Annotated in this window: 18 protein-coding genes; 9 read left to right on the top strand and 9 right to left on the bottom strand. The window is 71.7% G+C overall.

All coding sequences use genetic code 11. The features are described from left to right. Window positions 1-2 precede the first annotated feature (2 nt). Window positions 3-3,449 (bottom strand): sensor histidine kinase, encoded by a 3,447-nt coding sequence (locus INP57_RS02740; RefSeq protein WP_200068373.1) that lies wholly within the window; start codon window positions 3,447-3,449, stop codon window positions 3-5. Between the two features lie 819 nt (window positions 3,450-4,268). Between INP57_RS02740 and INP57_RS02735 the strand changes: the two genes are divergently transcribed. The 3 genes from INP57_RS02735 to INP57_RS02725 are packed head-to-tail and all read left to right on the top strand — an operon-like array spanning window position 4,269 to window position 6,609. Beyond that, window positions 4,269-5,036: an ABC transporter permease gene (locus INP57_RS02735; protein WP_200068372.1), complete on the top strand. Its 768-nt coding sequence runs from the start codon at window positions 4,269-4,271 to the stop codon at window positions 5,034-5,036. Further along, window positions 5,033-5,836, top strand: coding sequence for an ABC transporter permease (locus INP57_RS02730; protein ID WP_200068371.1), 804 nt, complete (start codon window positions 5,033-5,035; stop codon window positions 5,834-5,836). The genes INP57_RS02735 and INP57_RS02730 overlap by 4 nt, the downstream gene beginning before the upstream one ends. A 2-nt stretch (window positions 5,837-5,838) precedes the next feature. Beyond that, the gene (locus INP57_RS02725; protein ID WP_200068370.1) at window positions 5,839-6,609 is read left to right on the top strand and encodes an ABC transporter ATP-binding protein; all 771 of its coding nucleotides are present in this window, start codon (window positions 5,839-5,841) and stop codon (window positions 6,607-6,609) included. A gap of 181 nt (window positions 6,610-6,790) precedes the next feature. Here INP57_RS02725 and mdlC (INP57_RS02720) read toward each other — a convergent pair whose 3' ends face one another. Next, window positions 6,791-8,383, bottom strand: coding sequence for a benzoylformate decarboxylase (mdlC, locus tag INP57_RS02720; protein WP_200068369.1), 1,593 nt, complete (start codon window positions 8,381-8,383; stop codon window positions 6,791-6,793). Window positions 8,384-8,642: 259 nt separating this feature from the next. Here mdlC (INP57_RS02720) and INP57_RS02715 point away from each other — a divergent pair, with 259 nt between their 5' ends. Continuing rightward, complete coding sequence (locus INP57_RS02715; RefSeq protein WP_200068368.1) at window positions 8,643-9,701, top strand: ABC transporter substrate-binding protein; 1,059 nt, start codon at window positions 8,643-8,645, stop codon at window positions 9,699-9,701. 207 nt (window positions 9,702-9,908) lie between these two features. Here the strand turns inward: INP57_RS02715 and mdlC (INP57_RS02710) are convergent, their stop codons facing one another. Further along, window positions 9,909-11,492, bottom strand: coding sequence for a benzoylformate decarboxylase (gene mdlC, locus INP57_RS02710; RefSeq protein ID WP_200068367.1), 1,584 nt, complete (start codon window positions 11,490-11,492; stop codon window positions 9,909-9,911). A 221-nt stretch (window positions 11,493-11,713) separates the two neighbouring features. Between mdlC (INP57_RS02710) and INP57_RS02705 the strand changes: the two genes are divergently transcribed. The 5 genes from INP57_RS02705 (at window position 11,714) to INP57_RS02685 (ending at window position 16,061) form a co-directional block, all read left to right on the top strand. Continuing rightward, on the top strand, window positions 11,714-13,375 hold the full coding sequence (locus tag INP57_RS02705; protein WP_200068366.1) for a DNA repair helicase XPB: 1,662 nt from the start codon (window positions 11,714-11,716) through the stop codon (window positions 13,373-13,375). Window positions 13,376-13,502: 127 nt separating this feature from the next. Continuing rightward, complete coding sequence (locus INP57_RS02700) at window positions 13,503-14,096, top strand: suppressor of fused domain protein (protein WP_200068365.1); 594 nt, start codon at window positions 13,503-13,505, stop codon at window positions 14,094-14,096. Between the two features lie 263 nt (window positions 14,097-14,359). Continuing rightward, window positions 14,360-15,346, top strand: a complete 987-nt coding sequence (locus INP57_RS02695; protein WP_200068364.1) for an o-succinylbenzoate synthase — start codon at window positions 14,360-14,362, stop codon at window positions 15,344-15,346. Window positions 15,347-15,375: 29 nt separating this feature from the next. Continuing rightward, the gene (locus INP57_RS02690) at window positions 15,376-15,681 is read left to right on the top strand and encodes an AbrB/MazE/SpoVT family DNA-binding domain-containing protein (protein WP_200068363.1); all 306 of its coding nucleotides are present in this window, start codon (window positions 15,376-15,378) and stop codon (window positions 15,679-15,681) included. Next, window positions 15,678-16,061: a type II toxin-antitoxin system VapC family toxin gene (locus INP57_RS02685; protein WP_200068362.1), complete on the top strand. Its 384-nt coding sequence runs from the start codon at window positions 15,678-15,680 to the stop codon at window positions 16,059-16,061. Before INP57_RS02690 ends, INP57_RS02685 begins: the two co-directional genes overlap by 4 nt. Before the next feature lie 19 nt (window positions 16,062-16,080). On the opposite strand, the gene INP57_RS02680 is transcribed toward INP57_RS02685, so the two are convergent. The 6 genes from INP57_RS02680 to INP57_RS02655 form a co-directional block, all read right to left on the bottom strand. Continuing rightward, the gene (locus tag INP57_RS02680) at window positions 16,081-16,959 is read right to left on the bottom strand and encodes an SRPBCC family protein (RefSeq protein ID WP_200068361.1); all 879 of its coding nucleotides are present in this window, start codon (window positions 16,957-16,959) and stop codon (window positions 16,081-16,083) included. 355 nt (window positions 16,960-17,314) lie between these two features. Then, the gene (locus INP57_RS02675; RefSeq protein ID WP_200068360.1) at window positions 17,315-18,169 is read right to left on the bottom strand and encodes an FAD binding domain-containing protein; all 855 of its coding nucleotides are present in this window, start codon (window positions 18,167-18,169) and stop codon (window positions 17,315-17,317) included. Then, a complete protein-coding gene (locus tag INP57_RS02670) occupies window positions 18,166-20,607 on the bottom strand; it encodes a xanthine dehydrogenase family protein molybdopterin-binding subunit (RefSeq protein ID WP_200068359.1) in 2,442 nt (813 codons plus the stop codon). Before INP57_RS02670 ends, INP57_RS02675 begins: the two co-directional genes overlap by 4 nt. Then, entirely contained in the window at window positions 20,604-21,152 is a 549-nt protein-coding gene (locus INP57_RS02665; RefSeq protein WP_200068358.1) for a (2Fe-2S)-binding protein, read from the bottom strand. The genes INP57_RS02670 and INP57_RS02665 overlap by 4 nt, the downstream gene beginning before the upstream one ends. 273 nt (window positions 21,153-21,425) lie before the next feature. Then, window positions 21,426-22,538 (bottom strand): XdhC family protein, encoded by a 1,113-nt coding sequence (locus INP57_RS02660; RefSeq protein ID WP_200068357.1) that lies wholly within the window; start codon window positions 22,536-22,538, stop codon window positions 21,426-21,428. Next, window positions 22,531-23,706 carry a vWA domain-containing protein gene (locus INP57_RS02655; protein WP_200068356.1) on the bottom strand — a complete coding sequence of 392 codons (1,176 nt, stop codon included), beginning with the start codon at window positions 23,704-23,706 and terminating at the stop codon, window positions 22,531-22,533. The genes INP57_RS02660 and INP57_RS02655 overlap by 8 nt, the downstream gene beginning before the upstream one ends. Between the last annotated feature and the right edge of the window lie 21 nt (window positions 23,707-23,727).

The raw sequence follows: 23,727 nt of genomic DNA, 5'->3' as shown, positions 1-23,727 counted from the left end.
GGTCACTCCTGCTCCTCGGGACGGCGGGGCGGTTCGGTCGAGACTGGTTCTGCCTTGGCGTGCCTACCACGGCGGACGCCGCTCTGGAAGTTGGACATTCGTCCGCGAACGGCTTCGGCCGAACGCGGCGCCGCAGGCTTGGCGGGGCTCGGGGACTGGGACCGCGGCGCTGCGGAACCGGGCACCAGGTTCGACTTCGGAACCCGCTTGGGCAGCCCGGCCGAGGTGGTCTCCTGCTCTCCCCTGGCGTGTTCCACCAGCGCCTCGGCCGCCTGCCAGCCGACGTCCGCCGAGCCCCAGCCGGGGTCCGCGGAATCGGCGCTGGCCGACTGCGTGGCCGTGAACCCGCTCGGGGCTTCCAGCGCGTCGGCGCCGGCCGTCGGGTCCGGGCCGACCGGCTGCTCGGCCTGCCCGGCCGCGGGCTGGGCGGCCCGCGAATCGGATTCGGCGGACGAGTCCGGTTCGGTGCGCGACCGGCTGCGGCCGTTCGCCAACCCGCCCAGCGGGTCGCGGCTCAACGACTGCGAACCGGTCGTCTCCGGGGAGCCCGAGGAGGGAGCTTCGGCGGCTTCCTCCCGGAACCACTGCGAGAGCACCGCCTCGTAGATCGGCAGCCGCTCGGTCGGCGCGTCGTCGGCCTCGCGGTGCTGGTGAGCCATGCCCAGCGGCGGTGGCTCGGTGCCCGCACCGTTCGGCGCCGGTGGGTCGGCCGGCTGCCAAGCCGGTTCCCAGTCGGCCGACGGGCGGGTGAACTGCTGGGTCTTCTCGGCCTCGAACGGGCTGTTGAACAGGTCTTCCCGCGCATCGTCGACGCGGCTGAACGTGGTCGTCTCGTCGTCCAGGCCGCCGTGCTCGGGCACGCCGTCCAGGCCGGGCGGCGTGCCGCACTGGCCGTCGAAGTCGGCGGCGGCCTGCTCGGCGGGCCACGCGTCGGCTGCGGGCTGTTCCGTGGTCGCCTGCTCCGGCGGTTCGTCCCGGATCGCGGGCCGCTCGGCGGTGTCCCAGCGAGGCACGTCGCTGACTCCGTAGTCGTTCCGGGCGGCGAGCCGGACCGAGTAGTCGGTGCTCGGTTCGGCGGCCGGCTGCTCGGGCTGCGAGGTTTCGGACCGCTCCGGTTCGGGCTCCCGGCGGACGGGCTCCTGCCGCGTGGATTCCCGCTCGGCGGGTTCCTGCCGCGCGGCCTGCGGGCTCGGCTCGATCGGCGCGGAGTCCAGCTGATCGGCGGGGTCGTCGTCCTCGGTGACCCACTCCGGCGAGACGAACACCTTCTCGATCGCGCCCTTGCCGGTGGGCGCCGACGGCGCCGGGCCGGTCCGGGGCTGATCGAATTGGTCGAACTGCGCGGCACCGGACAAGCTCGCCTGCGGTTCCGCTTCGGCCGGCGGCAGCTGCTGCGCCGGGTCGCGCCCGGAAGCGGCGCCGCCGAACGCCGCGGCCAAGCCCGCGTGCGAGCCGGTGTCCACCGTCTCCCGGTCGTCCGCGGAAACCCGCTGCACGTCCGGCATCGGGCGCGGCCCGTCCGGGGTCAGCTGCACGACCAGCTCACCGGAGAGCCGCACGCTGGCGGTCACGCCGCCTTCCAGGTCACCGTTGTTGCGCAGGTCCACCCGGATGTCGTGGCGCTGGGCCAGCTGCCCGACCACGTACAGGCCCATCCGGCGGGAGACCGCGACGTCGATCTCCGGCGGCCTGGTCAGCCGCTCGTTGATCTCGCTGAGCTCGGCGGAGTCGATGCCCACCCCGCGGTCCCGGATCTCCAGCACCAGTTCCTGCCTGCGGTAGGCGGTGCGCACGGTGACCTCGGTGTCCGGGTTGGAGAACACCGTCGCGTTCTCCAGCAGCTCGGCCACCAGGTGCACGAAGTCGTTGACCACCCGGCCCTGGATGGCCAGGTCCGGCGAATCGGCGACGGCGACCCGGGTGTACTGCTCCACCTCGGAGACCGCGGCACCCACGACCTCGGTCAGCGGCACCGGCCGCACCATCCGGCGGGTCAGGTCGGTGCCGCCGAGGATCAGCAGGTTCTCGTTGTTCCGGCGCATCCGGGTCGCCAGGTGGTCCAGCTCGAACAGGCTGGAGAGCTGGTCCGGGTCCTGCTCGTCCTGCTCCAGCCGGTCGATCACGGACAGCTGGCGCTGCACCAGCGTCTGACTGCGGCGGGCCAGGTTGACGAACAGGTCGTTGACGTTGTTGCGCAGCAGCGCCTGCTCGGAGGCCAGCCGCAGCGCCTGCGAATGCACCGCGTCGAACGAGCGGGCCACCCTGCCGATCTCCTCGTTGCTGTGCACCGGGATCGGCTCGACGTGCGTGACGCCGGGGCCCGCCTCGCTCAGGATCGACTGGACCGCGTCCGGCAGCCGCCGGTCGGCCACGTCCAACGCGGAATGCCGCAGCGTGCGCAGCGAACCGAGCAGCTGGCGGGCCACCACGAACGCCACCACCAGCGCGGCGATCAGCGCGAGCAGGGTCGCGACCGTCGCGAGGATGGTGCGCTGCTGCGCGTTCGACGCGGCTTGCTGGCTGGCCTGCTCCAGCTGGCCGCGCAGCTCGTCGCCGACCTGGTTGACCAGGTTGACCTGCTTGTCCGCGACGGTGTCCCACTCCTGCGGGTTCAGCGAACGCAGGTTTCGGTTGTCCGAGTCGTACGCCAGCGCGGTCTGCGCGATGCTGTTCGCCCGGTCGACCTCGGCGCCGGTCACGGTGTCCTGGTAGCGCTGCGCCTGGACCGGGCTGGCCACGGCGGTGAAGTAGTTCAGCGCGGACTCGTAGCGGGCGTCGGCCGAGAGCAGCTCGCGGTCCTGCTCGGTGCGGAACTGCCCGGATCGGATCGCGTCGTTGAGCAGCGCGGCGCGCGTCGAAGCGGCCTCCTGCGCGTCCGCGATCGCGTTCGTGGCCAGGGCCAGCCGCTGCAGCTCCGGTTCCCGGATGCCGGTGACGCCCTGCAGGTTCAGCTTCAGCAGGCTGGTGATGCTCTGGGTGTAGCTGCGCAGCACCCCCTCGGCCGGGTAGCTGGTGCTGTCGACCGACTGCCGCAGGCTGCTCAGCCGCGACTGCACGTTCTGCGCTTCGGTGCGGAACTGGTCGCTGACCGCCGGGTCGGAGGCGTCGATCAGGCCGGTCAGACCGGTGAGTTCCTGATCGACGGCCGAGCGGGTCTGGTTCAGCGCGGCCGGGTCGGCCGAGCGGCCGTCCGCGACGCGGGAGACCGAGAGGTCGCGTTCCCGCTGCAGCTGGTGCACCAGCCCGTTCATGGCGTTCTGCAGCCGCACCTGCTCGTGCGCGCGCTGGTAGGTGTTGGACTCCGCGAACCCGTCCCAGATGTGCAGCCCGCCGAACGCCACTGCGCTGAGCAGCGGGATCAGCAGGACCGCGAGCAGCTTGGTGCGCAGTCTCCAGTTGCTCAGCCGCCAGTCGCCCTCGCCGTCCCCCTGACCGGTTCGCGGCTGCACGGTTCCGAGGCCGAGCGAATCGCTCCGACCTCCGGTGCCGAGCGACTGAGTTCCGGTACCGAGCGCCTCGCCCATGTGGTGGATATCGGCGTCGGCCTGTTCCGTGCGGCTCAGGCGCTCGCGACCTGTGTCTCCTCGGGCCACTCCAGGCTTCCTCTTTCGACAACAGCGGAGGCTCGCACCGCTTGCGAAAATCTACACTTCGATCACACCGAGGAACGAACCCGCAGTTCAGCGGGCATTTCTTCGGCTGATCAGCGAACCGGCTCCCGTCTGGGACGGTCGCCGGACGCCATGGGTTCCAGCGCAGCACAGGGTACTTGCGAGGACCATCGACGGGGAAGTGGGTAAGGACACGGTAGGTAACCTACCCGCATAACGTTCACTCCAAAGAGGAGTGTACGTGCGTCTTCGGCTCGCTGATCACTACGCGTAGCTTTCAGTCCGTCGCTCTGGTTCGTCACGCCCATGCCGCCACTCGTTCGGCCTATCACTTAAGGTGTCCGTCGATTCGGCGAGTCGATGAACATCGGGCATGATCCCCTCGCCGTCGGTTCATCGACACCTGATCCGGTCGGCCGAACGGGTAGCGCAACGCTCCCCGAAACGGCTCGCTTATCACTCTAGGTGATCAGCGTCGAACCGAACGTTGATCAACAGTAGATCAACACCCGCGCCCTGGCGGCCGGACCCCGCACCGGCTGCGAGTGCGCCCGCACCGCCGCGGAGCCCGCGCCGACCGAGGAGAAACGACCGAGATGCGCAGCCCAGCACCGAGTCCCGGCCGCCGCGCCGCCGCGCTTCCGGGTGGGGACTGACATGGCCCGGCTCGCCCGCGGCCTGGCCGGACTGGCCGGCCTGCTCGCCGTCTGGGAACTGGCCTGCGCGATCGGCCTGCTCGACGCCCGCTACCTGCCGCCGCCGTCGACGGTGCTGCCGCGAGCCGCCGAGCTGCTGGCCGGCGACACCGACTTCCTGCTGGACAGCGTCGCGACGGTGCTGACGTTCCTGATCGCGGTGGGACTGGCCGCACTGATCGCGATCCCGCTCGGACTGCTGCTCGGCAGCGTCCGGCCCGCGCGCACGGCGATGCTGACGGTCGTGGAATTCCTGCGCCCGCTGCCCGCGGTTGCGCTGCTGCCGCTGCTGATGCTGCTGCTCGGCGGCGGACCCGGAACCAAGATCACGCTGGCCACCTACGCGGCGGTGTGGCCGATCCTGTTCAACACGATGTACGCGCTGGACGAGATGGACCCGCTCTACACCGACATCGCCCGGTCCTTCCGGTTCAGCAGGTTGCGCACGGCCTGCACGGTCGCGCTGCCGCACGCGGCGCCGTTCGTGGCCACCGGCATCCGGGTCTCCGCGTCGATCGCGCTGGTCGTGGTGGTGGTCGTGGAGCTGATCGCGGGCGGGGCGCGCGGCGTGGGCACCTTCATCCTGGAGGCCAGCTCCGGCGGCGGGCGGATGGACCTGGTGCTGGCGGGCACGGTGATCGTCGGCGTGCTCGGCTACCTGATCAACACCGGCCTGCACCAGCTCCAGCGCAGGCTGTTCGGCTGGGCCACGAGCCGGGAGGAACTGTGAAGTCGCTGCGGAAGTTCCTGGGCAAGTGGGGCCTGCTGCTGGTCCTGGTGGTGGCGTGGGAGATCGTCACGCGCGCCGCGGGCAGCGTGTACTTCCTGCCACCGACGCGGATCGCCGCGCACGCATGGCAGCTGTGGCTGACCGGGCCCGCCGAGCAGCTGTGGCTGACCGACGCGGTTTTCCGGGACGTGCTGCCGAGCCTGGGCAGGCTGTTCGGCGGCTGGCTGATCTCCGGTGCGGCCGGGGTCGTCATCGGCGTCGCGCTCGGCCGCTCCCGGCGGGCCACCGACTACTTCGGGCCGCTGCTGGACTTCTTCCGGTCGGTGCCCACTCCGGCGCTGGTGCCGCTGTTCCTGGTGCTGTTCACGCTGGGCACGCCGATGCAGCTGGCGACGATCGTGTTCGGCACGGTGTTCACCGTGGTGCTCAACACCGCCGACGGCGCGGCCTCGGTGGACGCGGTCAAGCAGCACACCGCCCGCGCTTTCCGGATCGGCCGGTGGGACTGGTGGAGCCGGATCGTGCTGCCCGCGGCCGCGCCGAAGATCTTCGCCGGGCTGCGGATCAGCCTGTCGCAGGCGCTGATCCTGATGGTGGTCTCCGAGATGGTCGGCGCCAGCAGCGGCCTCGGCTACCAGCTCGTCTACGCCCAGCAGCAGTTCGAGTTCGCCGACCTGTGGGCGGGAATCGTGCTGCTGGCCCTGCTGGGCTACCTGCTCAACACCGCGCTGCTTGCGGTGCAGCGGCGGGCGCTCACCTGGCAACACGGCTCCGCCGACCCCGCGCGAGCGAAAGGATGACTGTGCGCACGATGCTGGAGGTGGCCGGGCTCGGCCACACCTACGAAGGCGGCCACGTCGCCATCCGCGACCTGGGCTTCACGGTCGAGGAGGGGCAGCTGACCTGCATCGTCGGTCCGTCCGGCTGCGGCAAGTCGACGCTGCTGCGGCTGGTCGGCGGCCTGCAACGACCCACCAGCGGCCGCGTGGCGCTGCGCGGCGAGCAGATCGACGGCGTGCCGGAGGACCTCGCGGTGGTCTTCCAGGACTACGGCCGCTCGCTGTTCCCGTGGATGACGGTGCGCGGCAACGTGGAGTTCCCGCTGCGCACGCGCTCTGTGAAGCGGCGCGAGCGGGCCGCGGAAGCGCTGTCCTGGGTGGGTCTGGCCGACGCGGCGAAGAAGTACCCGTGGCAGCTCTCCGGCGGGATGCAGCAGCGGGTGGCGATCGCGCGGGCGCTGGCGACCCGGCCCGAGCTGCTGCTGCTGGACGAACCGTTCGCCTCGGTCGACGCGCAGACCCGGTTCGAGCTGGAGGACCTGCTGCTGTCCGTGCGCGAGCAGTACGGCAGCACGATCCTGCTGGTCACGCACGACATCGACGAGAGCGTCTACCTCGGCGACCGGGTGCTGGTGCTGTCCCGCTCGCCCGCGGAAGTCGTCGCCGACCTGGACGTCGACCTCGGTTCCGAGCGCGACCAGATCGGCACCCGGGCATCCGACGGGTTCATCACGCTCCGTAGTCACGTGGCGAAACTGTTGCAGTCCGGTCGCGCGGAGACCGCAGCCAACTGATCGAGCCCGGCAACCGGGAAATTCCCCACACTTCCCGGAAATACCGGGAAGTTCGGGCCATTCGCCCGCGAATGACCCGGGCGGCGGCGCGGGCGCCGAATCGCGAATTCTGGGGAAATCATTCGACCCGATGCGCCGACCGGCGCGCCGATCATTTCCCGGCGCCGCCCGGAACCGCGGATCAATACATCCGGCGCCCGCTCGGGGCGACCGGAACGTGCAGCACGGTCGGGCCGGATTCGGCCAATGCCGCGCGCAGTTCCCGATCGAATTCGGTCAGGTCGTCCACCCGCCGCGCCGCGCAGCCCATGCCCTGCGCCAGCGCCACGAAGTCGATGCCACCGAGGCGCACACCGGGCATCTTGCCGTCCTCGCCCACCTCGCCGAGCAGCCGCACCGCCGCGTACTCCTCGTTGTCCAGCACCAGCACCGTCAGCGACGCGTGCTCCTGGGCCGCGGTCCACAACGCCTGGATGCCGTACATGCTCGCGCCATCGCCGAGCACGCCGACCACCGGGCGCCGGGTGGCCAGCGCGGACCCGACCACCGCGGAGATGCCGTAGCCCAGCGCACCGCTGGCACCGGCGTGGAAGTCCTGCTCCGGGGAGTCGAACGGCAGGAAGCGCTGGATCGTCTGCTTGTGCGTGGGTGCCTCGGTGACCACCACGGCGTCCGCGGGCAGCTGTTCGCGCAGCACGCTGAGCACGCGCTCGGCCGGTGGCGGGCTGGTCAGCGGCGGCAGTTCGGGAAGCTGCCTGCCGGTGGGCAGCGGCCGTTCGGACTGCGGCAGCTCCGGCAGCAGCTGGCGCAGCGCCGGTCCCAGCGCCGCGCGGATGCCCCGGGTGTGCTGGGCACGCGCGAGGATCTGCGGATCGTCGCTGATCAAGAAGCTCGACGGCCATTCGCGCTCGGCCGCGCCGCGGAACACGTGGTAGGTGAACGCGGGCGCCCCGAAGACTCCGACGAGGTCGTACTCGGCCAGGTCAGCGGCGACCGCGGCCTCGGAGGGCTGCAGGAATCCGGCGAACTGCGGGTGCGTCTCCGGGAACGACGAGCGCGAGACCATCGGCGAGAGCCACACCGCCGCGCGGGTCCGCTCGGCCAGCTCGACCATCTCGCGCACCACGCCCTCCTCGATCACCGCGGGCCCGACGACGAGCGCGGGCCGCAGGCACGAGCGCAGCGCGTCGGCGAACTCGCTGATCGCGGCCGGGTCCGCGCCGGGCTGGGCGATCGGCGCGGGTGCTTCGACGGGCTCACCGGGCTCGTCCCAGTCGTCGGCGGGCACGGACAGGAACACCGGACCGCGCGGCGCCTGCATCGCCAGCTGGTAGGCGCGGGCCAGCGCCAGCGGAACGTCCGCGGCGCGGGCGGGTTCCAGCGACCACTTCACGTACGGCTTGGGGAACTCCGGTGCCTCGGTCGCGCCCAGGAACGGATCGTGCGGCAGCAACCGCCGAACCTGCTGACCGGCGAGGACGATCATCGGCGTGCGGTTGCGGTAGGCGCCGAACACCGCGCCCAGCGCGTGCCCCACCCCGCCTGCGGAGTGCAGGTTGACCAGCACCGCGTTGCCGGTCTGCTGCGCGTAGCCGTCGGCCATCGCGGCGGCCACCGACTCCTGCAGCCCCAGCACGTAGCGGAAGTCGTCCGGCCACTGGTCCAGGAACGGCACCTCGGTCGTGCCCGGGTTGCCGAAGACCGTGGTGAGTCCCAGCTCGCGCATCAACCCGCGGGTCACGTCGCGCACGGTCGGCACGGCGGCGTCGGCCATCAGCTTCCTCCCGAACCATTCACATTTTTCCCGCAGCGGGAGAAAAATCCGGCACCCGAACCGCCGACGCTACGCGATGTCGAATACTCGACACGCCTCGTCACCAAAAAGAAGATCATCTTGACACGTTCGGGCACATAGCATTCAAATCCTATTGCAGCCTGTAACGCCAGGTACGACGTGGGCTTCCGGTGCGCCACCCCGCACGGCCAGCTCCGTGTCGCTTTCCGCACCGCTCGCCCAAGGAGGCACCCCCCACATGCCGAGCAGACCGATCGGGACCGCGCGCCGCAGATCCCGGCTTCGCCTCACCCGCGCACTACTTTCCGTGGCCACGATCGGCGCTACCGCTTTCACGCTGAGCGGGTGCGGATTGCTCAGCGGCGCGGACGGCTCCAACGCCACCGGCGGCGACGCGGGGCTGGAGAAACCGACGATCGTGATCGGTTCGCTGCCCGCGCTGTCCCAGGCCCCGGTCGCGCTCGCGCAGGCGAAGGGCTACTTCCAGGACGAGGGCCTCAACGTCAAGGTCCAGCCGGTCGGCGACGGACCGGCCGCGCTGACCTCGCTGCTGTCCGGGCAGAACGACATCAGCCTGGGCAGCTACACCGCGCCGATCAAGGCGCAGGCCACCGGCGCCGGTGACCTCAAGTTCGTCAGCGAGATGATGGTCTCGGTGCCGAACAACATGAACATCATGACGTTGCCGAACTCCTCGGTGAAGAAGCCGGAGGACCTCTCCAACGCCAAGATCGCCATCAGCGCACCGGGCGCGATCACCGACATCGGCGCCAAGGCCGCGCTGCAGGAACGCGGCGTGGACATCCGCAACGCCGAGTTCGTCAAGTTCGGCTTCCCGGACATGCTGCCCGCGCTGCAGAACGGGCAGGTCGACGCGGCGGTGATGACCGAGCCGTTCATCACCCAGGCCGCGAAGAACGCGGGCGCGACCACGGTGGTGGACTGCTTCTCCGGTGGCACTTCGGACTTCCCGGTGGCCGGGGCGACGACCACCGCGAAGTTCGCGCAGGAGAACCCGAAGACGCTGCAGGCGTTCCAGCGCGCGGTCCAGCGGGCGCAGCTGACCGGGCAGAACCGGGCCGAGGTGACGCCGCTGCTGCCGCAGTTCGCCAAGATCACCCCGGAGCTGGCGCCGATCGTCGAGCTGGGCAAGATCCCGACCTCGATGGACGCCGCCCGGTTGCAGCGGGTCTCGGAGCTGATGAAGCGCTTCGGGCAGATCGGCAAGGAGGTCGCCGTGTCCAAGATGCTGGTGCAGCCGCCGCCGCTGGAGGAAGCCCAGCCCGCAGGCCGCTGACCGGACCGCTCTCGGAGTCCCACCGACGATCACGAGTGAACGGCCTGTTGGACCAATCTAGTGGGACCAGCAGTCCGTTCACTCGGCTCGGTCCGCCCGATCAGCGCGGCGCATCCCGGCTCGGGCCCACCGACGATCATGAGCGAACGGACCGTTTGACCAACCTAGTGGGACCAACGGTCCGTTCACTGGTGCATCCCGCGGAGGCTAGTAGAGGGGTGTCGGGGCCGGGTCGACGTGCACGTGGAGCAGGCGCGGGCCGGAGGGGCGGCCGGGCAGGGCCGCGAGTTCGGCGGCCAGCTCGCCGGGCTCGCGCACCGTCGTCGCCGGACAGCCGAGGCTGCGCGCCAGCCCGGCGAAGTCCGTGCCACCCAGCTCGACGCCGGGCAGCTTCTGCTCGCCACCGCTGAGCACGGCCACCGCGGCGTACCGGGAGTTGTCCAGGATCACGAACGTCACCGGCGCCTGCTCGCGCACCGCCGTCCACACCGCCTGGAACCCGTACATGCTGGAACCGTCGCCGAGCAGCGCCAGCACCGGCCGCTGCGGGTCGGCCATCGCCACGCCCACCGCGGCGCCGATGCCGTAACCGAGCGCGCCCGAGGCGGCCGCGAAGAACCCGCCGTCGCGCGAGCGGATCGGAAAGTGCTCGTGCAGGTCGTTGCGGTGGCTCGGGGCTTCTTCGACCACGACGGCCGCCGCGGGCAACACCGCGTTGATCTCGGCGAGCACGTAGCTCGCGCTCATCGGCGTCCCGGCGCGCGGACGCGGCGGACGTTGCAACGCCGCCGGTTCCGGCCGCTCCGACGGGCGCACCAGCTCACCGAGCCCGCGCACCGAGTGCGCCATCGTCCCCAGCAGGCCGGTGCCGCGGCGGGCGCGCGCGAGCACGTCCGGGTCGTCGTGCAGGAGGAACAGCTCCGGCAGCTCGTCAGCCGCCGGACCTCGGTAGACGTGGTAGGTGAACGCGGCAGCGCCGAAGACCGCGACCAGGTCGTAGGCGGCGAGTTCGGCGGCCAGCAGCTTCCGCTCGGGCTGCAGGAAACCCGCGAACCGCGGGTGGTCCTCGGGGAAGGAGCAGCGCGGGGACAGCGGGCTCGCCCACACCGCGGCCTTCGCGCGCTCGGCCAGCGCCACCATCTCCGGCACGACTCCCTCGTGATCGACGGCCGGGCCGACCACGAACGCGGGACGTTCGGCACCGCCCAGCGCCTCCGCCAGTCCCGCGAGCGCCGCCGGATCAGGGGCCGGGCCGGGCGTGACCGGCCGGTCCGGGACCTCGGTGGCCGGCCGGTCCCAGTCGTCGGCGGGGATCGACACGAACACCGGCCCCTGCGGCGGAGTCACCGCGAGCTGGTGGGCGCGGGCGATCGCCGCGGGCACGTCGGCCGCACTGACCGGTTCGCAGCTGAACTTCACGTACGGCTTGGGGAACTGCGGCGCGTCGGTCGCGCCGAGGAACGGCTCGTCCAGCAGCAGCGTCCGGGTCTGCTGCCCGGCCGTCACGACCAGCGGAGTGCCGTTGCGGTACGCGGTGAACAGCGACCCGAGCCCGTGCCCGACGCCGCCCGCCGAATGCAGGTTCACCAGCGCCGGAGCCCGGCGCGCCTGGGCGTACCCGTCGGCCATCGCGACGACCGCGGATTCCTGCAGGCCCAGCACGTAGCCGAAGTCGTCCGGCCAGTCCGCCAGGAACGGCACCTCGGTCGTGCCCGGATTGCCGAACACGGTGGTCATCCCGAGCCTGCGCAGCAGATCCCGCGTGACGTCCCGAACCGTCCGATCGCCCATGCCCGCCTCCCGCGACGACTCCGATCAAGCCCAGCACACCGGCACCCGCTCAGTGCACACCGCGCCATCCGGCGAGCGGAAGCCCTCGGCCCCGCGCACCCCGGCCGCGGTCGCGGCGGTGGAATACTGGAGACCGGTCCGGCCGTTGTCAGCGTGGCCGATCACCTGCGCAAAGCCCCCACCCGCACGAAAGCGCCCGAACAGCCGAGGGAGCAGCACCCGTGACCGACGGACCGCTGATCGTCCAGTCCGACAAGACCCTGCTGCTGGAAGTCGACCACGAGCAGGCCGACGAAGCGCGCACCGCCATCGCCCCGTTCGCGGAACTGGAACGCGCCCCCGAGCACGTGCACACCTACCGGATCACACCGCTGGCGCTGTGGAACGCGCGCGCCGCGGGGCACGACGCGGAGCAGGTGGTCGACGGCCTGGTCCGGTACTCCCGCTACCCCGTTCCGCAGCCGCTGCTGGTCGACATCGCCGAGACCATGGGCCGGTTCGGCCGGTTGCAGCTCGCGCACGACCCGGCGCACGGGCTGGTGCTGATCTCGCTGGACCGCGCGGTGCTGGAAGAGGTGATGCGGCACAAGAAGGTCAAGCCGATGCTCGGCGAGCGCATCGACGACGACACCGTGGCCGTGCATCCCAGCGAGCGCGGGCGGCTCAAGCAGCTGCTGCTCAAGATCGGCTGGCCCGCCGAGGACCTGGCGGGCTACGTCGACGGCGAAGCGCACCCGATCAGCCTCCGCGAAGAGGGCTGGAGCCTGCGGGACTACCAGCGCCAAGCGGTGCAGTCGTTCTGGTCGGGCGGTTCCGGCGTGGTCGTGCTGCCGTGCGGCGCTGGCAAGACGCTGGTCGGCGCCGCCGCGATGGCCGAGGCGGGCGCGACCACGCTGATCCTGGTCACCAACACCGTCGCGGGCAGGCAGTGGAAGCGGGAGCTGGTCGAGCGCACTTCGCTGACCGAGGAGGAGATCGGCGAGTACTCCGGCGAGAAGAAGGAGATCCGCCCGGTCACCATCGCCACCTACCAGGTGATCACCCGCAAGTCGAAGGGCGAGTACAAGCACCTGGAGCTGTTCGACTCCCGCGACTGGGGCCTGGTGGTCTACGACGAGGTGCACCTGCTGCCCGCCCCGGTCTTCCGGATGACCGCCGACCTGCAGTCGCGGCGGCGCCTCGGGCTGACCGCGACGCTGGTGCGCGAGGACGGCCGGGAAGGCGACGTGTTCTCGCTGATCGGGCCGAAGCGCTTCGACGCGCCGTGGAAGGACATCGAGTCGCAGGGCTGGATCGCCCCGGCCGACTGCGTCGAAGTGCGCGTGACGCTCACCGACGACGAGCGGCTGCGCTACGCCACCTCGGAAGCCGAGGAGCGCTACAAGGTCTGCTCCACGGCACGCACCAAGGCCCCGGTCGTGCGGGCGATCCTCGATCAGCACCCGGGCGAGCCGGCGCTGGTGATCGGCGCGTACCTGGAGCAGCTGCACGAGCTCGGCGAGGCGCTGGACGCGCCGATCGTCGAGGGCTCCACCCGGAACAAGGAGCGGGAGAAGCTCTTCGACGCGTTCCGGCGCGGCGAGATCGACCGGCTCGTGGTGTCGAAAGTGGCGAACTTCTCCATCGACTTGCCGGAGGCTTCGGTGGCGGTGCAGGTCTCCGGCACGTTCGGTTCCCGCCAGGAGGAGGCGCAGCGGCTCGGCCGGTTGCTGCGCCCGAAGGCCGAGGGCAGGCAGGCGCACTTCTACTCGGTGGTCTCCCGGGACACCCTGGACACCGACTACGCCGCGCACCGCCAGCGGTTCCTGGCCGAACAGGGCTACGCCTACCGCATCGTGGACGCCGATGACCTGCTCGGACCGGCGTTGCCGGACGTGGGTTGATCAGTTCCGCCGCCCGGCCGCCGCGGCTTGCGGGCGGGGTCGTATTTTCGGTGGCGTTGGCGAAACTGCCCGTGCGACGCACGGCACCGGTTACCGTTTGCGAGACAGACGCAGCAGTGGAGATCGGATGAACACCGAGAAGCACAACACCGCGGTGGGTGGTGCGCACCGGTTCATCGGGCTCGCGGAGAACCTCGAACGGCACGCGGGTACGCCGACTGCCGCCGAGCCGCCCAACGTCCGCGGCGACAACCGCGGGTACGGGCTGGTGTTCTTCCACCTGGACCAGTACCACCTGAGCACGGTGATCAGCTCGGGCCTGCGGTTCCAGCCGCTCGGTGCCGACCCGGCGCAGGAGCTCGCGTGCACGGTGTACAAGGAGCAGGCCGAAGCGGCCCGGCACCTGGTGGACGTGACCAGCGAGCTGCTGGTGGAGAGCGGCACGCACCTGGTGCCGGACCAGATCGTGCCGAACGAGAGCCCGCTGCTGCCCGGCACCGAGTTCTTCGGCGTGCTGGCCAGCGGGCATCCGCTGTTCCCGCCCGAGTTCACCAGGTTCACCGACCAGGAGGGCACCGAGCAGCTGCAGGTGTTCACGCTGCTGCCGGTCACCCTCGGGGAGCTGAACTACATCCTGGACAGCGGGGTAACCGCGCTGCGCCAGCAGTGGGCGCGGTTCGAGGTGGACGTGTTCGACCTGGGCCGCCCCAGCGTGGCCTGACCTTCCGCGGCCCTGACCGCTCGCGGCGGTGCGGCCGATCGTCGGGCTGATCACTTCCGCACCCGGGAACAGAACGGGCCTCGCCCGCGTATCGACCTTGGGGCGCACTAGGGCACCGGTGTGTGCCCCGTCGCCGTTCACCGGGCGCCGACGCACGTTTCTCCGCGAACTGCCGTGCTGACGCGCGCCCGATGCTCGGGCGAGGATGGTGCCTCCGGACGCGGGGACAGGTGCCGGACCGGGCGAGCTGGAAGGGACGGATCATGAGCGGGGCGACGATCAGCTTGGCCGAGTTGGATTCCGTGCGGGTGTACGGCCTGCCGATGCGCACCCGGTTCCGCGGGATCACCCGCAGGCAGGGGGTGCTGCTCGGCGGTCCCGGCGGCTGGGGCGAGTTCTGCCCGTTCGAGGACTACGACGACGCGCAGTCCGTGCCGTGGCTGCTGGCGGCCTTGGAGGCGTGCGCCGGGGATTGGCCTGCGGCGGTGCGCGACACCGTGCCGGTGAACTGCACGGTTCCGGCGGTGGACGGCGAGCAGGCGCACGAGATCGTGTCCGCCTCGGGCTGCAGCACGGCGAAGGTGAAGGTGGCCGAGTCGTCGCAGTTCGCCGCCGACGACGTCGAGCGGGTGGCCGCGGTGCGCGACGCCCTCGGCCCGGCGGGCGCGATCCGGGTGGACGCGAACGCGGCCTGGGACGTGGACACCGCGGTCGCCCGGATCGCGGAGCTGGACCGCGCCGCGGGTGGTCTGGAGTACGTCGAGCAGCCCTGCCCGAGCGTCGAGGAGCTCGCCGCCGTGCGGCGCAAGGTGGCGGTCCGGATCGCGGCGGACGAATCGATCCGCCGCGCCGAGGACCCGCTGCGGGTCGCGGTCGCCGAAGCGGCGGACGTGGCGGTGCTCAAGGCCGCGCCGCTGGGCGGGGTGCGCCGGGCGTTGCAGGTCGCCGAAGCGTGCGGGCTGCCGTGCGTGGTGTCCTCGGCGGTGGAGAGCAGCGTCGGCCTGGCCGCGCAGCTCGCGCTCGCCGGGGCGCTGCCGGAGCTGCCGTTCGCCTGCGGGCTGGGCACGACGTCGCTGCTGGACGGCGACCTGGTGGCCGAGTCGTTCGTGCCGCGCGGCGGTCATCTCCCGGTGCCGCGGAGCGCTCCGCTGCCGGACCCGGCCCGCGTCGCGGCCGCCACCCCGTCCGCCGAGGACCAGCGCCGCTGGCTCGACCGCCTCACCCGCGTCCACCAGCTGCTGCCAGCTTGATCGCACACATGCACAATGGTGGACAATTGGTGCATGACATGTACTTTCGTGACATATACAGTGAAGGCATGACAAGCGCTGCTGTGAAGATGAATCCGCAGGGCCGGGTCTCGATACCGGCGCCTTTCCGGCATGAACTGGGGCTCACACCGGACACCGACCTGGTCAGCTATGTCGAAGACGGACGAGTGGTGTTCGAAGAACGGGAACACCTGATGCGGCGCATCCAGCAGACGGCGCTCAACAGCCGGGCGACAGCTGGATCACCAGTCGACGAGCTGCTCGCAGACCGACGTGCCGCAGCAGCACGCGAAACCGCCGAGACGGAGTCATGAGCACGGTCGTCCTCGACGCTTCGGCAGTCCTGGCGTGGGTATATGCGGAATCGGGACAAGAAGCGGTCGCCGAACATCTCGACGGGGCGCTGATCAGTGCGGTGAACTGGTCAGAGGTCTTGCAGAAGATCGCTGCCAATGGCGGCGACGCCGACCTTCTCGGCCTGCAGATCGAAGCTCTGGGCGTGGAAGTGATCGCTTTCGGTCGAGACGACTCGCTAGCGACGGCCGCGCTTTGGCCGACGACCCGGGAGGCCGGCCTGTCGCTCGGGGACCGAGCATGCCTGGCACTGGCGCGGCGCCTCGCCGCGCCAGTGCTCACTTCGGACCAAGCTTGGAAACGGCTCGACACCGATGCGGACGTCCGGCTGATCCGCTGAGCGGCTTCGAGCTGCCGCGTCAGCGGCGGTGCTTGCGGCGGCGGAGCCAGCGGAACAGCAGCGCACCGGCGGCCAGCACCGCCACCGCGGGCAGCACCCGCTTGAGCACCGGCGTGCCCGCGGTGCCGAGCAGGTCGATCGCCTCGTCGGTCGGCATCGGGCCGCCGGTGACGACCGTGTCCGCGCGATCGGACCGGGCGTGCCTGGCGGCGCTCGACGAGCCGACGGTGTCCGGCTGCTCCCCTGCCGCCTGCTCCCCCGCCGGTGGCGTGACCCGCCACGCCGGGGTGCGGCTGCGCGCTGCTTCCGCGCCCTGCGCAGCCGCCGCCGCGGCGGTGGTGCGCTGCTCGCCCGCGGAGTCCTCGGCCGCCTGCGCGGCTTCGGCCACCTTGTCCGACTCGGTCTTGCCGGAGCCACCCGCCGAAGCCGCGCCCGCGCCCTCGGCGGCGGCCGCCTCACCGGCGAGCTTCTCGGCCAGGTTCGCCGCGAACTGGTTCAGGATCTTGCTGCCGACCTCGGTCATCAGGCCCCGCCCGAGCTGCGCGGGCTTGCCGGTGACCTTCAGGTCGGTGTCCACCTGCGCGGAGGTGCTGCCGCCTTCGGGCGTGAGGGTGAGCGTGACGGTGGCGGCAGCGGTGCCGTTGCCCCGCGAGTCCTTGCCGCTGGCGTCGATGACGACCTTGCGAGCCGCTTCGTCGACCTCTTCGAACGAGCCCTTCCCCTTGTACAGCAAGGAGATCGGGCCGAGCTTCACCTTCACCGAACCGGCGAACTCGTTGCCGTCGGCGCTGCTGAGCGTCGCGCCGGGCATGCAGGGGGCCACCTGCTCCGGGTCGATCATCGCCGGCCACGCCACGTCGACCGGGACCGGGACGGTGAAGTGGTGTTGCATCTGCACGGGAGAAATCCTCCTGGTCCATCGCCGCTTGGGCTCGGCGCGGGGCGAGTTCCGGCCCGCGGCTGCGGCCCGGGCGGGCGGCCCGGCCCCGGCGCGAACCACCCCGTTCGAGTCTGCCCGTTCGCCCCGGCGGGCGGTAGCTCCCGGCGGTGCCGGACGAGTCCTACCGGGCCGGACTGTGCCACCGGCCGAGCCGAGCCCGACGGTGCCGACCAGCCGAGCCGAGCCCGGCGGTGCCGACCAGCCGAGCCCGACTGTGCCGACCAGCCGAGCCCGACTATGCCGACCAGCCGAGCCGAGCCCGGCCGGGGCGAACGGACGACTCCGGCGCGCGAACGCGCCGACCACTCCATTACTACACGCCGACCGCCGTGGCGACCGCCCGGCCGGTGAGCACTTCGGCGAGATGTTCCCGGTAGTCCACGTCGGCGCTGGCATCGGCGGTGGCACTGGTGCCCTCCGCCGCGTGCCGGGCCGCCGCGGTGATCGCCTCCGCGGTGGCCGGGGCGCCGAGCAGCGCCCCTTCCACCCCGCGCGCCCGGATCGGCGTGGCGCCCATGTTCGTCAGCCCCACGCGGGCCTCGGCGATCGCGCCGTCCCGCACGAGCACGGCGGCGGCCACCCCGACCATGGACCACGCCTGCGCGACGCGGTTGAACTTCTCGTAGTGCGCCGACCAGCCGGTCCACTTCGGCATCCGGATCTCGACCAGCACCTCGTCGGCCTCCAGCGCGGTGGTGAAGAAGTCCGCGAAGAACTCCGCCGCGGGCACCGTCCGCTGCCCGCCCGGACCGGCGATGACCATCTCGGCGTCCAGCACGAGTGCCGGAGCGGGCAGATCCCCGGCCGGGTCGGCGTGCGCCAGCGATCCGCCGAACGTGCCGCGGTGGCGCACCTGCGGGTCCGCCACGGTGCGGGTGGCCAGCGCGATCAGCTCGGCGTGCTCGCGGACGAGCGGGTCGCGGGCGATCTCGTGGTGCGTGGTCATCGCGCCGATCACCAGCCGGTCGCCGTCCTCGCGGACGCCGCGCAGCTGCGGGATGCGGCCGAGGTCGACGACCACCCGCGGGTCGGCCAGCCGCATCCGCAGCACCGGCAGCAGGCTCTGCCCGCCGCCGAGCACCTTGGCCTCGTCGCCCGCCTGCTGCAGCGCGGTCACCGCCTCATCCACTGTGGACGGTGCGATGTAGTCGAAGGATGCGGGGATCACCGGTTACCTCCTCGCGAGCCGGAACCTTCCATCGAACCCATGCCGCCACCGGATTCCGGCGCGGTCTGCCCGGAAGCTCGCGCCCCGGTGATCGCCCGCCACACGCGCTGCGGCGAGCACGGCATCTCCACGTCGTCGACGCCGAAGTGCCGGATCGCGTCCACGACCGCGTTGACCACCGCCGGGGTGGAGGCGATCGTGCCCGCCTCCCCGACGCCCTTCACGCCCAGCGCGTTCGACGTCGCGCGGGTCTCGGTGCGGTCGGTGACGTACTCCGGCAGGTCCGCAGCCGACGGCACCAGGTAGTCCGCCAGCGTGGCCGTGGTCAGCGTGCCGGACTCGTCGTGCACGGCCTCCTCGAACAGCGCCTGCGCGATGCCCTGCGCGAGCCCGCCGTGCACCTGGCCTTCCACGATCAGCGGGTTGACCACGGTGCCCACGTCGTCCACGCAGACGTAGTCGCGGATGCGCACCCGCCCGGTCGCGGTGTCCACTTCGGTCGCGCACAGGTGCGTGCCGTGCGGGAAGGAGAAGTTCTCCGGGTCGAACGTGGCGTCCGCGTCCAGGCTCGGCTCCACCCCTTCCGGCAGGTCGTGCGCGGCGAACGCGGCCAGCGCCACCTCGCCGAGCGCGGTGGCCCGGTCGGTGCCGCGCACGCCGAAGCTGCCCGCGGTGAACTCCACGTCGTCCTCGGCGCACTCCATCATGTGCGCGGCGATCGTGCGGGCCTTGTCGATCACCTTGTCCGCGGCGCTGACCACCGCCATGCCGCCGACCGCCAGCGAGCGCGAACCGTAGGTGTCCAGGCCCTTCGGCGAGGACTGGGTGTCGCCGTGCAGGATCTCCACGTCCTCGAACGGCACGCCCAGCCGGTCGGCGACGATCTGGCTCCACGCCGTCTCGTGGCCCTGCCCGTGCGGCGAGACGCCGGTGACGACCTCGACCTTGCCGGTGGGCAGCACCCGGATCGCGGCGTGTTCCCAGCCGCCCGCGCCGTAGGACAGCGAACCCAGCACCCGCGACGGCGCCAGCCCGCACATCTCGGTGAACGTGGAGATCCCGATGCCCAGCTGCACGGTGTCCCCGCGCCGCCTGCGCTCGGCCTGCTCCTGCCGCAGCGAGTCGTAGCCCAGCAGTTCCATCGCCCGGTCGGTCGCGGCCTCGTAATCGCCCGAGTCGTAGGTCAGCCCGGCGACCGTGTCGTACGGGAACTCGTCGCGGCCGATCCAGTTCTTGCGCCGGACCTCCATCGGATCCATGCCCAGCTCGGCGGCGAGCTCGTCCATCATCCGCTCGATGCCGAAGGTGGCCTCCGGCCGCCCGGCACCTCGGTAGGCGTCCGTCGGGGTCTTGTTCGTGAACACGTTCGTGCAGCTGAAGTGGTACGCCGGGAACTTGTAGATCGCGTTGAACATGAACGCGCCCAGGATCGGCACGCCCGGCGTGACCAGCCGCAGGTAGGCGCCCATGTCCGCGAGCAGCTCGACCTTAAGCCCGGTGACCGTGCCGTCCCGGCGGGCCGAGATCGACAACCGCTGCACCTGGTCGCGGCCGTGGTGCGCGGAGACCATCGTCTCGGAGCGCGACTCGGTCCACTTCACCGGCTTGCCCAGCCTGCGGGCCAGCAGGAACGCGATGAACTCCTCCGGGGTGACCTGCAGCTTGCCGCCGAAGCCGCCGCCCACGTCCGGCGCGATCACCCGCACCTTGTGCTCCGGCACGCCCAGGTTCATCGCGATCATCAGCCGCAGGATGTGCGGCACCTGGGTGGCCGACCACATGGTGAACTGCTCGCCGGTCGGGTCCACCACGACCGAGCGGGGCTCCATGAACGCCGGGATGAGCCGCTGCTGCCGGAACGTGCGGTCCACCCGCACCTCGGCGTCGTCGAGCGCCTGCTGCACGTCGCCGCCGGTGCCCGCAGCGGCCGAGTCGAACGTCCAGGTCGCGCTGCGGTTGGTGCCCAAGTCCTCGTGCACCAGCGGGGATTCGTCGGTGGCCGCCGCGGTGATGTCCAGGACCACCGGCAGGTCCTCGTAGTCCACCTCGATCGCGTCCAGCGCGTCGTGCGCCTCGGCCGCGCTGCGGGCGGCGACCACGGCGACCGCCTCACCGGCGAAGTTGACGGTGTCCACCGCCAGCGACGGCGCGTCCGGCGACTTCATGTCCTCGGTGATCGGCCACGCGCACGGCAGGCTGCCCTGCTCGTCGGCGACGTCCTGCCCGGTGAGCACCGCTCGCACGCCCGGCATCTTGCGCGCGCTTTCGGTGTCGATGGCGGTGATGCGCGCGTGCGCGACCGGGCTGCGCAAGATCGCCAGGTGCAGCATCCCGGGCAGCGCCATGTTGTCGGTCCAGCGGGTGCGCCCGGTGATCAGCCGGGCGTCCTCCTTGCGCTTGCGGGCGCGGCCGAGTTCGGGTTCCGCGGTGGAAGTCATGGCTGCCGCACCTCCGCCTGCTGCTCGCCGGTGCGCTGCTGCGGAGTGTCCGCGGTCTGCTCGATCGGCGGTCCGGCGCCCGGCCGCATCTTCCCGGCCGCGTCCTGCACCGCGCGGACGATGTTCTGGTAGCCGGTGCAGCGGCAGAGGTTGCCCTCCAGCCCTTCGCGGATCTGCTCGTCGCTGGGCGCGGAGTTCTCCGCGAGCAGGTCCAGCGACTGCATGATCATGCCGGGCGTGCAGAACCCGCACTGCAGCGCGTGGTTGTCGTGGAACGCCTGCTGCACCGGGTGCAGCTCGCCGTCCCGTTCGAGTCCTTCGATGGTGGTGACGTCGTGCCCGTCGGCCTGCACCGCGAGCACCGAACAGGATTTGACGCTCTGGCCGTCCAGGTGAACGGTGCAGGCGCCGCAGTTGCTGGTGTCGCAGCCGACGACGGTGCCGACCTTGCCCAGCCGGTCGCGCAGGTGCTGCACGAGCAGGGTGCGGGGTTCGACTTCGTCGGTGTACTCGGTGCCGTCGACGTTGACGGTGATGCGCGGCATCGGGCCTCCATTGGACGGGCCGCGGTTAGCGCGGGTGTTCGGGAACGTTGACCCCTATGGGTGACGGAGGTCACTCGGCTCCTGAGCCTGCTACGCGTACGCGCCAAGAGCAACCCCACCTCGCGCGGGGTGCGGCGGCCGCGGCGTGCCGCGCACGCGGGCGCATGACTGGTGAACCGATCAGCTCCCGGACGGCCCGCGGATGGCCCGTTCGGAGCAGTGCGCCGCGCCGAACTCCCAGCTCGGCACGATTCCGCCGGGACGGCCGGTGCTTCAGCGGTGGATGGGACCCGCGGTTTCGGTGAGGCGGGTTCCCGCGCCGCCCCAGCGCAGCGAGATCAGTTCCGCCGCGATGGACACCGCGGTCTCCTCCGGTGTGCGCGCACCCAGATCCAACCCGATCGGCGAGGACAGCTTGGCCAGCTCCGCCTCCGCGAGGCCCTGTTCGCGCAGCCGCTGCATCCGGTCGTCGTGCGTGCGCCGCGAACCCATCGCGCCCACGTAGCCGAGGTCGTGCCGCAGCGCGAGCTCCAGCACGGGCACGTCGAACTTCGGGTCGTGCGTGAGCACCATGACCGCGGTCCGCTCGTCCAGCCTCCCCGCCTCGGCCTCCGCGGCCAGGTAGCGGTGCGGCCAATCCACCACCACGTCGTCCACGCCGGGGAACCGGCTGTGCGTGGCGAACACCGGCCGCGCGTCGCACACCGTCACGCGGTAGCCGAGGAACGAGCCGATCCGCGCCATCGCGGCGGCGAAGTCGATCGCGCCGAACACCAGCATTCGCGGCGGCGGCTCGAAGGAGTTCACGAACACCCGCATCCCTTCGCCGCGCCGCTGGCCCTCCGGTCCGTACTCCAGGACGCCGCTGCGGCCGCTGGCGAGCATCCCCCGCGCGTCGTCGGCCACCGCGTCGTCCATCCGCCGCTCGCCCAGGCTGCCGCCGGTGCGGTCGCGCCACACCAGCAGGCGCGCTCCGACCCGGGCGGGGTCCGGATGCTCGACCACGGTCGTCACCGCGACCGGTTCCTCCGCGCGCACCGAATCGGCGACCGCGTCGAACTCGGGGAACGATTCCCGGTCGATCCGCTCGACGAACACGTCGAGGATGCCGCCGCAGGTCAGCCCGACCGCGAACGCGTCGTCGTCGCTGACGCCGTAGCGCTGCAGGCCCGCGGGGTCGCCGTCGAGCACCGCGGTCGCCCGCTCGTAGACCGCGCCTTCCACGCAACCGCCGGAGACGCTGCCGACCGCCTCCCCCTCGGGGGTCACCAGCATCGCCGCACCGGGCGGGCGCGGCGCCGAGCGGAACGTGGCCACCACCGTGCCGAGCCCCACCGGTTCGCCGGAATCCCAGCGCTTGGCCACCTCATCGAGCACGTCACGCACGGCCCACCTCCGCTGTCGGCCGACCGGGAACTTCCGGCGGCATTTGCTTGTCAGCGTTCGCGGTCGCACCGGAATTCCCGAACCGCCGCACCCGCGACCACACCCGCTGCAACGAGTCGAGGCTGTGCCCGGCCACCAAGGCGTCCACGTGCGGCGCGGCGGCCACGATCCCGGACTGCACCGGCTCGTATCCCGCATGACCGGCGTGCGGGTTGGCCCAGATGACCGCCCGCGCCAGCCGCCGCAACCGGTGCGTCTGCTCGGCCAGCAGCTGCACGTCACCGCGTTCCCAGCCGTCGGAGAACAGCACGACGACCGAACCGCGGGCAACGCCCCGCTGGCCCCACCGGTCCAGGAACCCGCGCAGCGTCTCGCCGAGCCTGGTTCCGCCGGAGAAGTCCGGCACCGCCTTCGACGCCGCGTGCAGCGCGTGCTCCGGGTCGCGCTGGCGCAGCTGCCTGCTCACCCGGGTCATCCTGGTGCCCAGCGTGAAGACTTCGGTGCTCGCCGGGGTGCGGCGAACCACCACGTGCGCGAACCGCAGCAGCGCGTCGGCGTACGGGGCCATCGAGCCGGAAACGTCGATCAGCAGCACCACCCGGCGCGGCCTGCGCGCCTTGCGGTGCCGCGCCAGGCGCAGCGGCTCACCACCGGCCCGCAGCATTTCCCGCATCGTCGCGCGGGAATCCAGCGGTCCGCGGCGGGAGCGGTGACGCCGCACGGCCGCTCGTGCCGGCGGTTCGGGGCGCAGCACGGCGAGCATCCGGCGCAGGTGCTCGCGCTCGGCCTCGCTGAGATCGGCGAGGTCCCGGTGCCGGAGCACCTCGTCCTCGCTGGCCGCGGCCTTGATCGGGTCGGAGTCGGACTCCTCGTCGCCGTCTCCGGAGCTCAGCGCGGCGATCTTGGTGCGCTGCCGGATGCTCGGCGCTTCGCCGAGCCCGGGCATCTCGGACTCGCCGAACCAGGCGGCGAACGCCGCGTCGTAGCGGTCCAGGTCCTCCGGGTCGGCGCACAGCGTCAACCGCCCCGCCCAGTACACGCCGGACCGGTCGTGCAGCCCGGTGTGCCCGGTCGCGGCCAGGAACGCCTCGACCCGCGCAGGGCCGCACGACATGCCCGAGTACCGCAGCGCACGGGCGAACCCGACGAGACCGGCAACGGTGTCCATGCACCCATTCTGCCGTTCCGG

This window comes from Saccharopolyspora galaxeae, from assembly GCF_016526145.1.
Taxonomy (GTDB): domain Bacteria; phylum Actinomycetota; class Actinomycetes; order Mycobacteriales; family Pseudonocardiaceae; genus Saccharopolyspora_C; species Saccharopolyspora_C galaxeae.
The sequence above is the reverse complement of the archived record's forward strand: the minus strand, read 5'-3'. Positions and strand labels throughout refer to the sequence as shown.

Bases quoted from the DNA above. Each gene is read 5' to 3' on its own strand.
- INP57_RS02700 (WP_200068365.1), top strand. From the start codon at position 13,503: ATGAACACCGAGAAGCACAACACCGCGGTGGGTGGTGCGCACCGGTTC.
- mdlC (WP_200068367.1), bottom strand. From the start codon at position 11,492: ATGGGCGATCGGACGGTTCGGGACGTCACGCGGGATCTGCTGCGCAGG.
- INP57_RS02655 (WP_200068356.1), bottom strand. From the start codon at position 23,706: ATGGACACCGTTGCCGGTCTCGTCGGGTTCGCCCGTGCGCTGCGGTAC.
- INP57_RS02735 (WP_200068372.1), top strand. From the start codon at position 4,269: ATGGCCCGGCTCGCCCGCGGCCTGGCCGGACTGGCCGGCCTGCTCGCC.
- mdlC (WP_200068369.1), bottom strand. From the start codon at position 8,383: ATGGCCGACGCCGCCGTGCCGACCGTGCGCGACGTGACCCGCGGGTTG.
- INP57_RS02695 (WP_200068364.1), top strand. From the start codon at position 14,360: ATGAGCGGGGCGACGATCAGCTTGGCCGAGTTGGATTCCGTGCGGGTG.
- INP57_RS02715 (WP_200068368.1), top strand. From the start codon at position 8,643: ATGCCGAGCAGACCGATCGGGACCGCGCGCCGCAGATCCCGGCTTCGC.
- INP57_RS02685 (WP_200068362.1), top strand. From the start codon at position 15,678: ATGAGCACGGTCGTCCTCGACGCTTCGGCAGTCCTGGCGTGGGTATAT.
- INP57_RS02670 (WP_200068359.1), bottom strand. From the start codon at position 20,607: ATGACTTCCACCGCGGAACCCGAACTCGGCCGCGCCCGCAAGCGCAAG.
- INP57_RS02665 (WP_200068358.1), bottom strand. From the start codon at position 21,152: ATGCCGCGCATCACCGTCAACGTCGACGGCACCGAGTACACCGACGAA.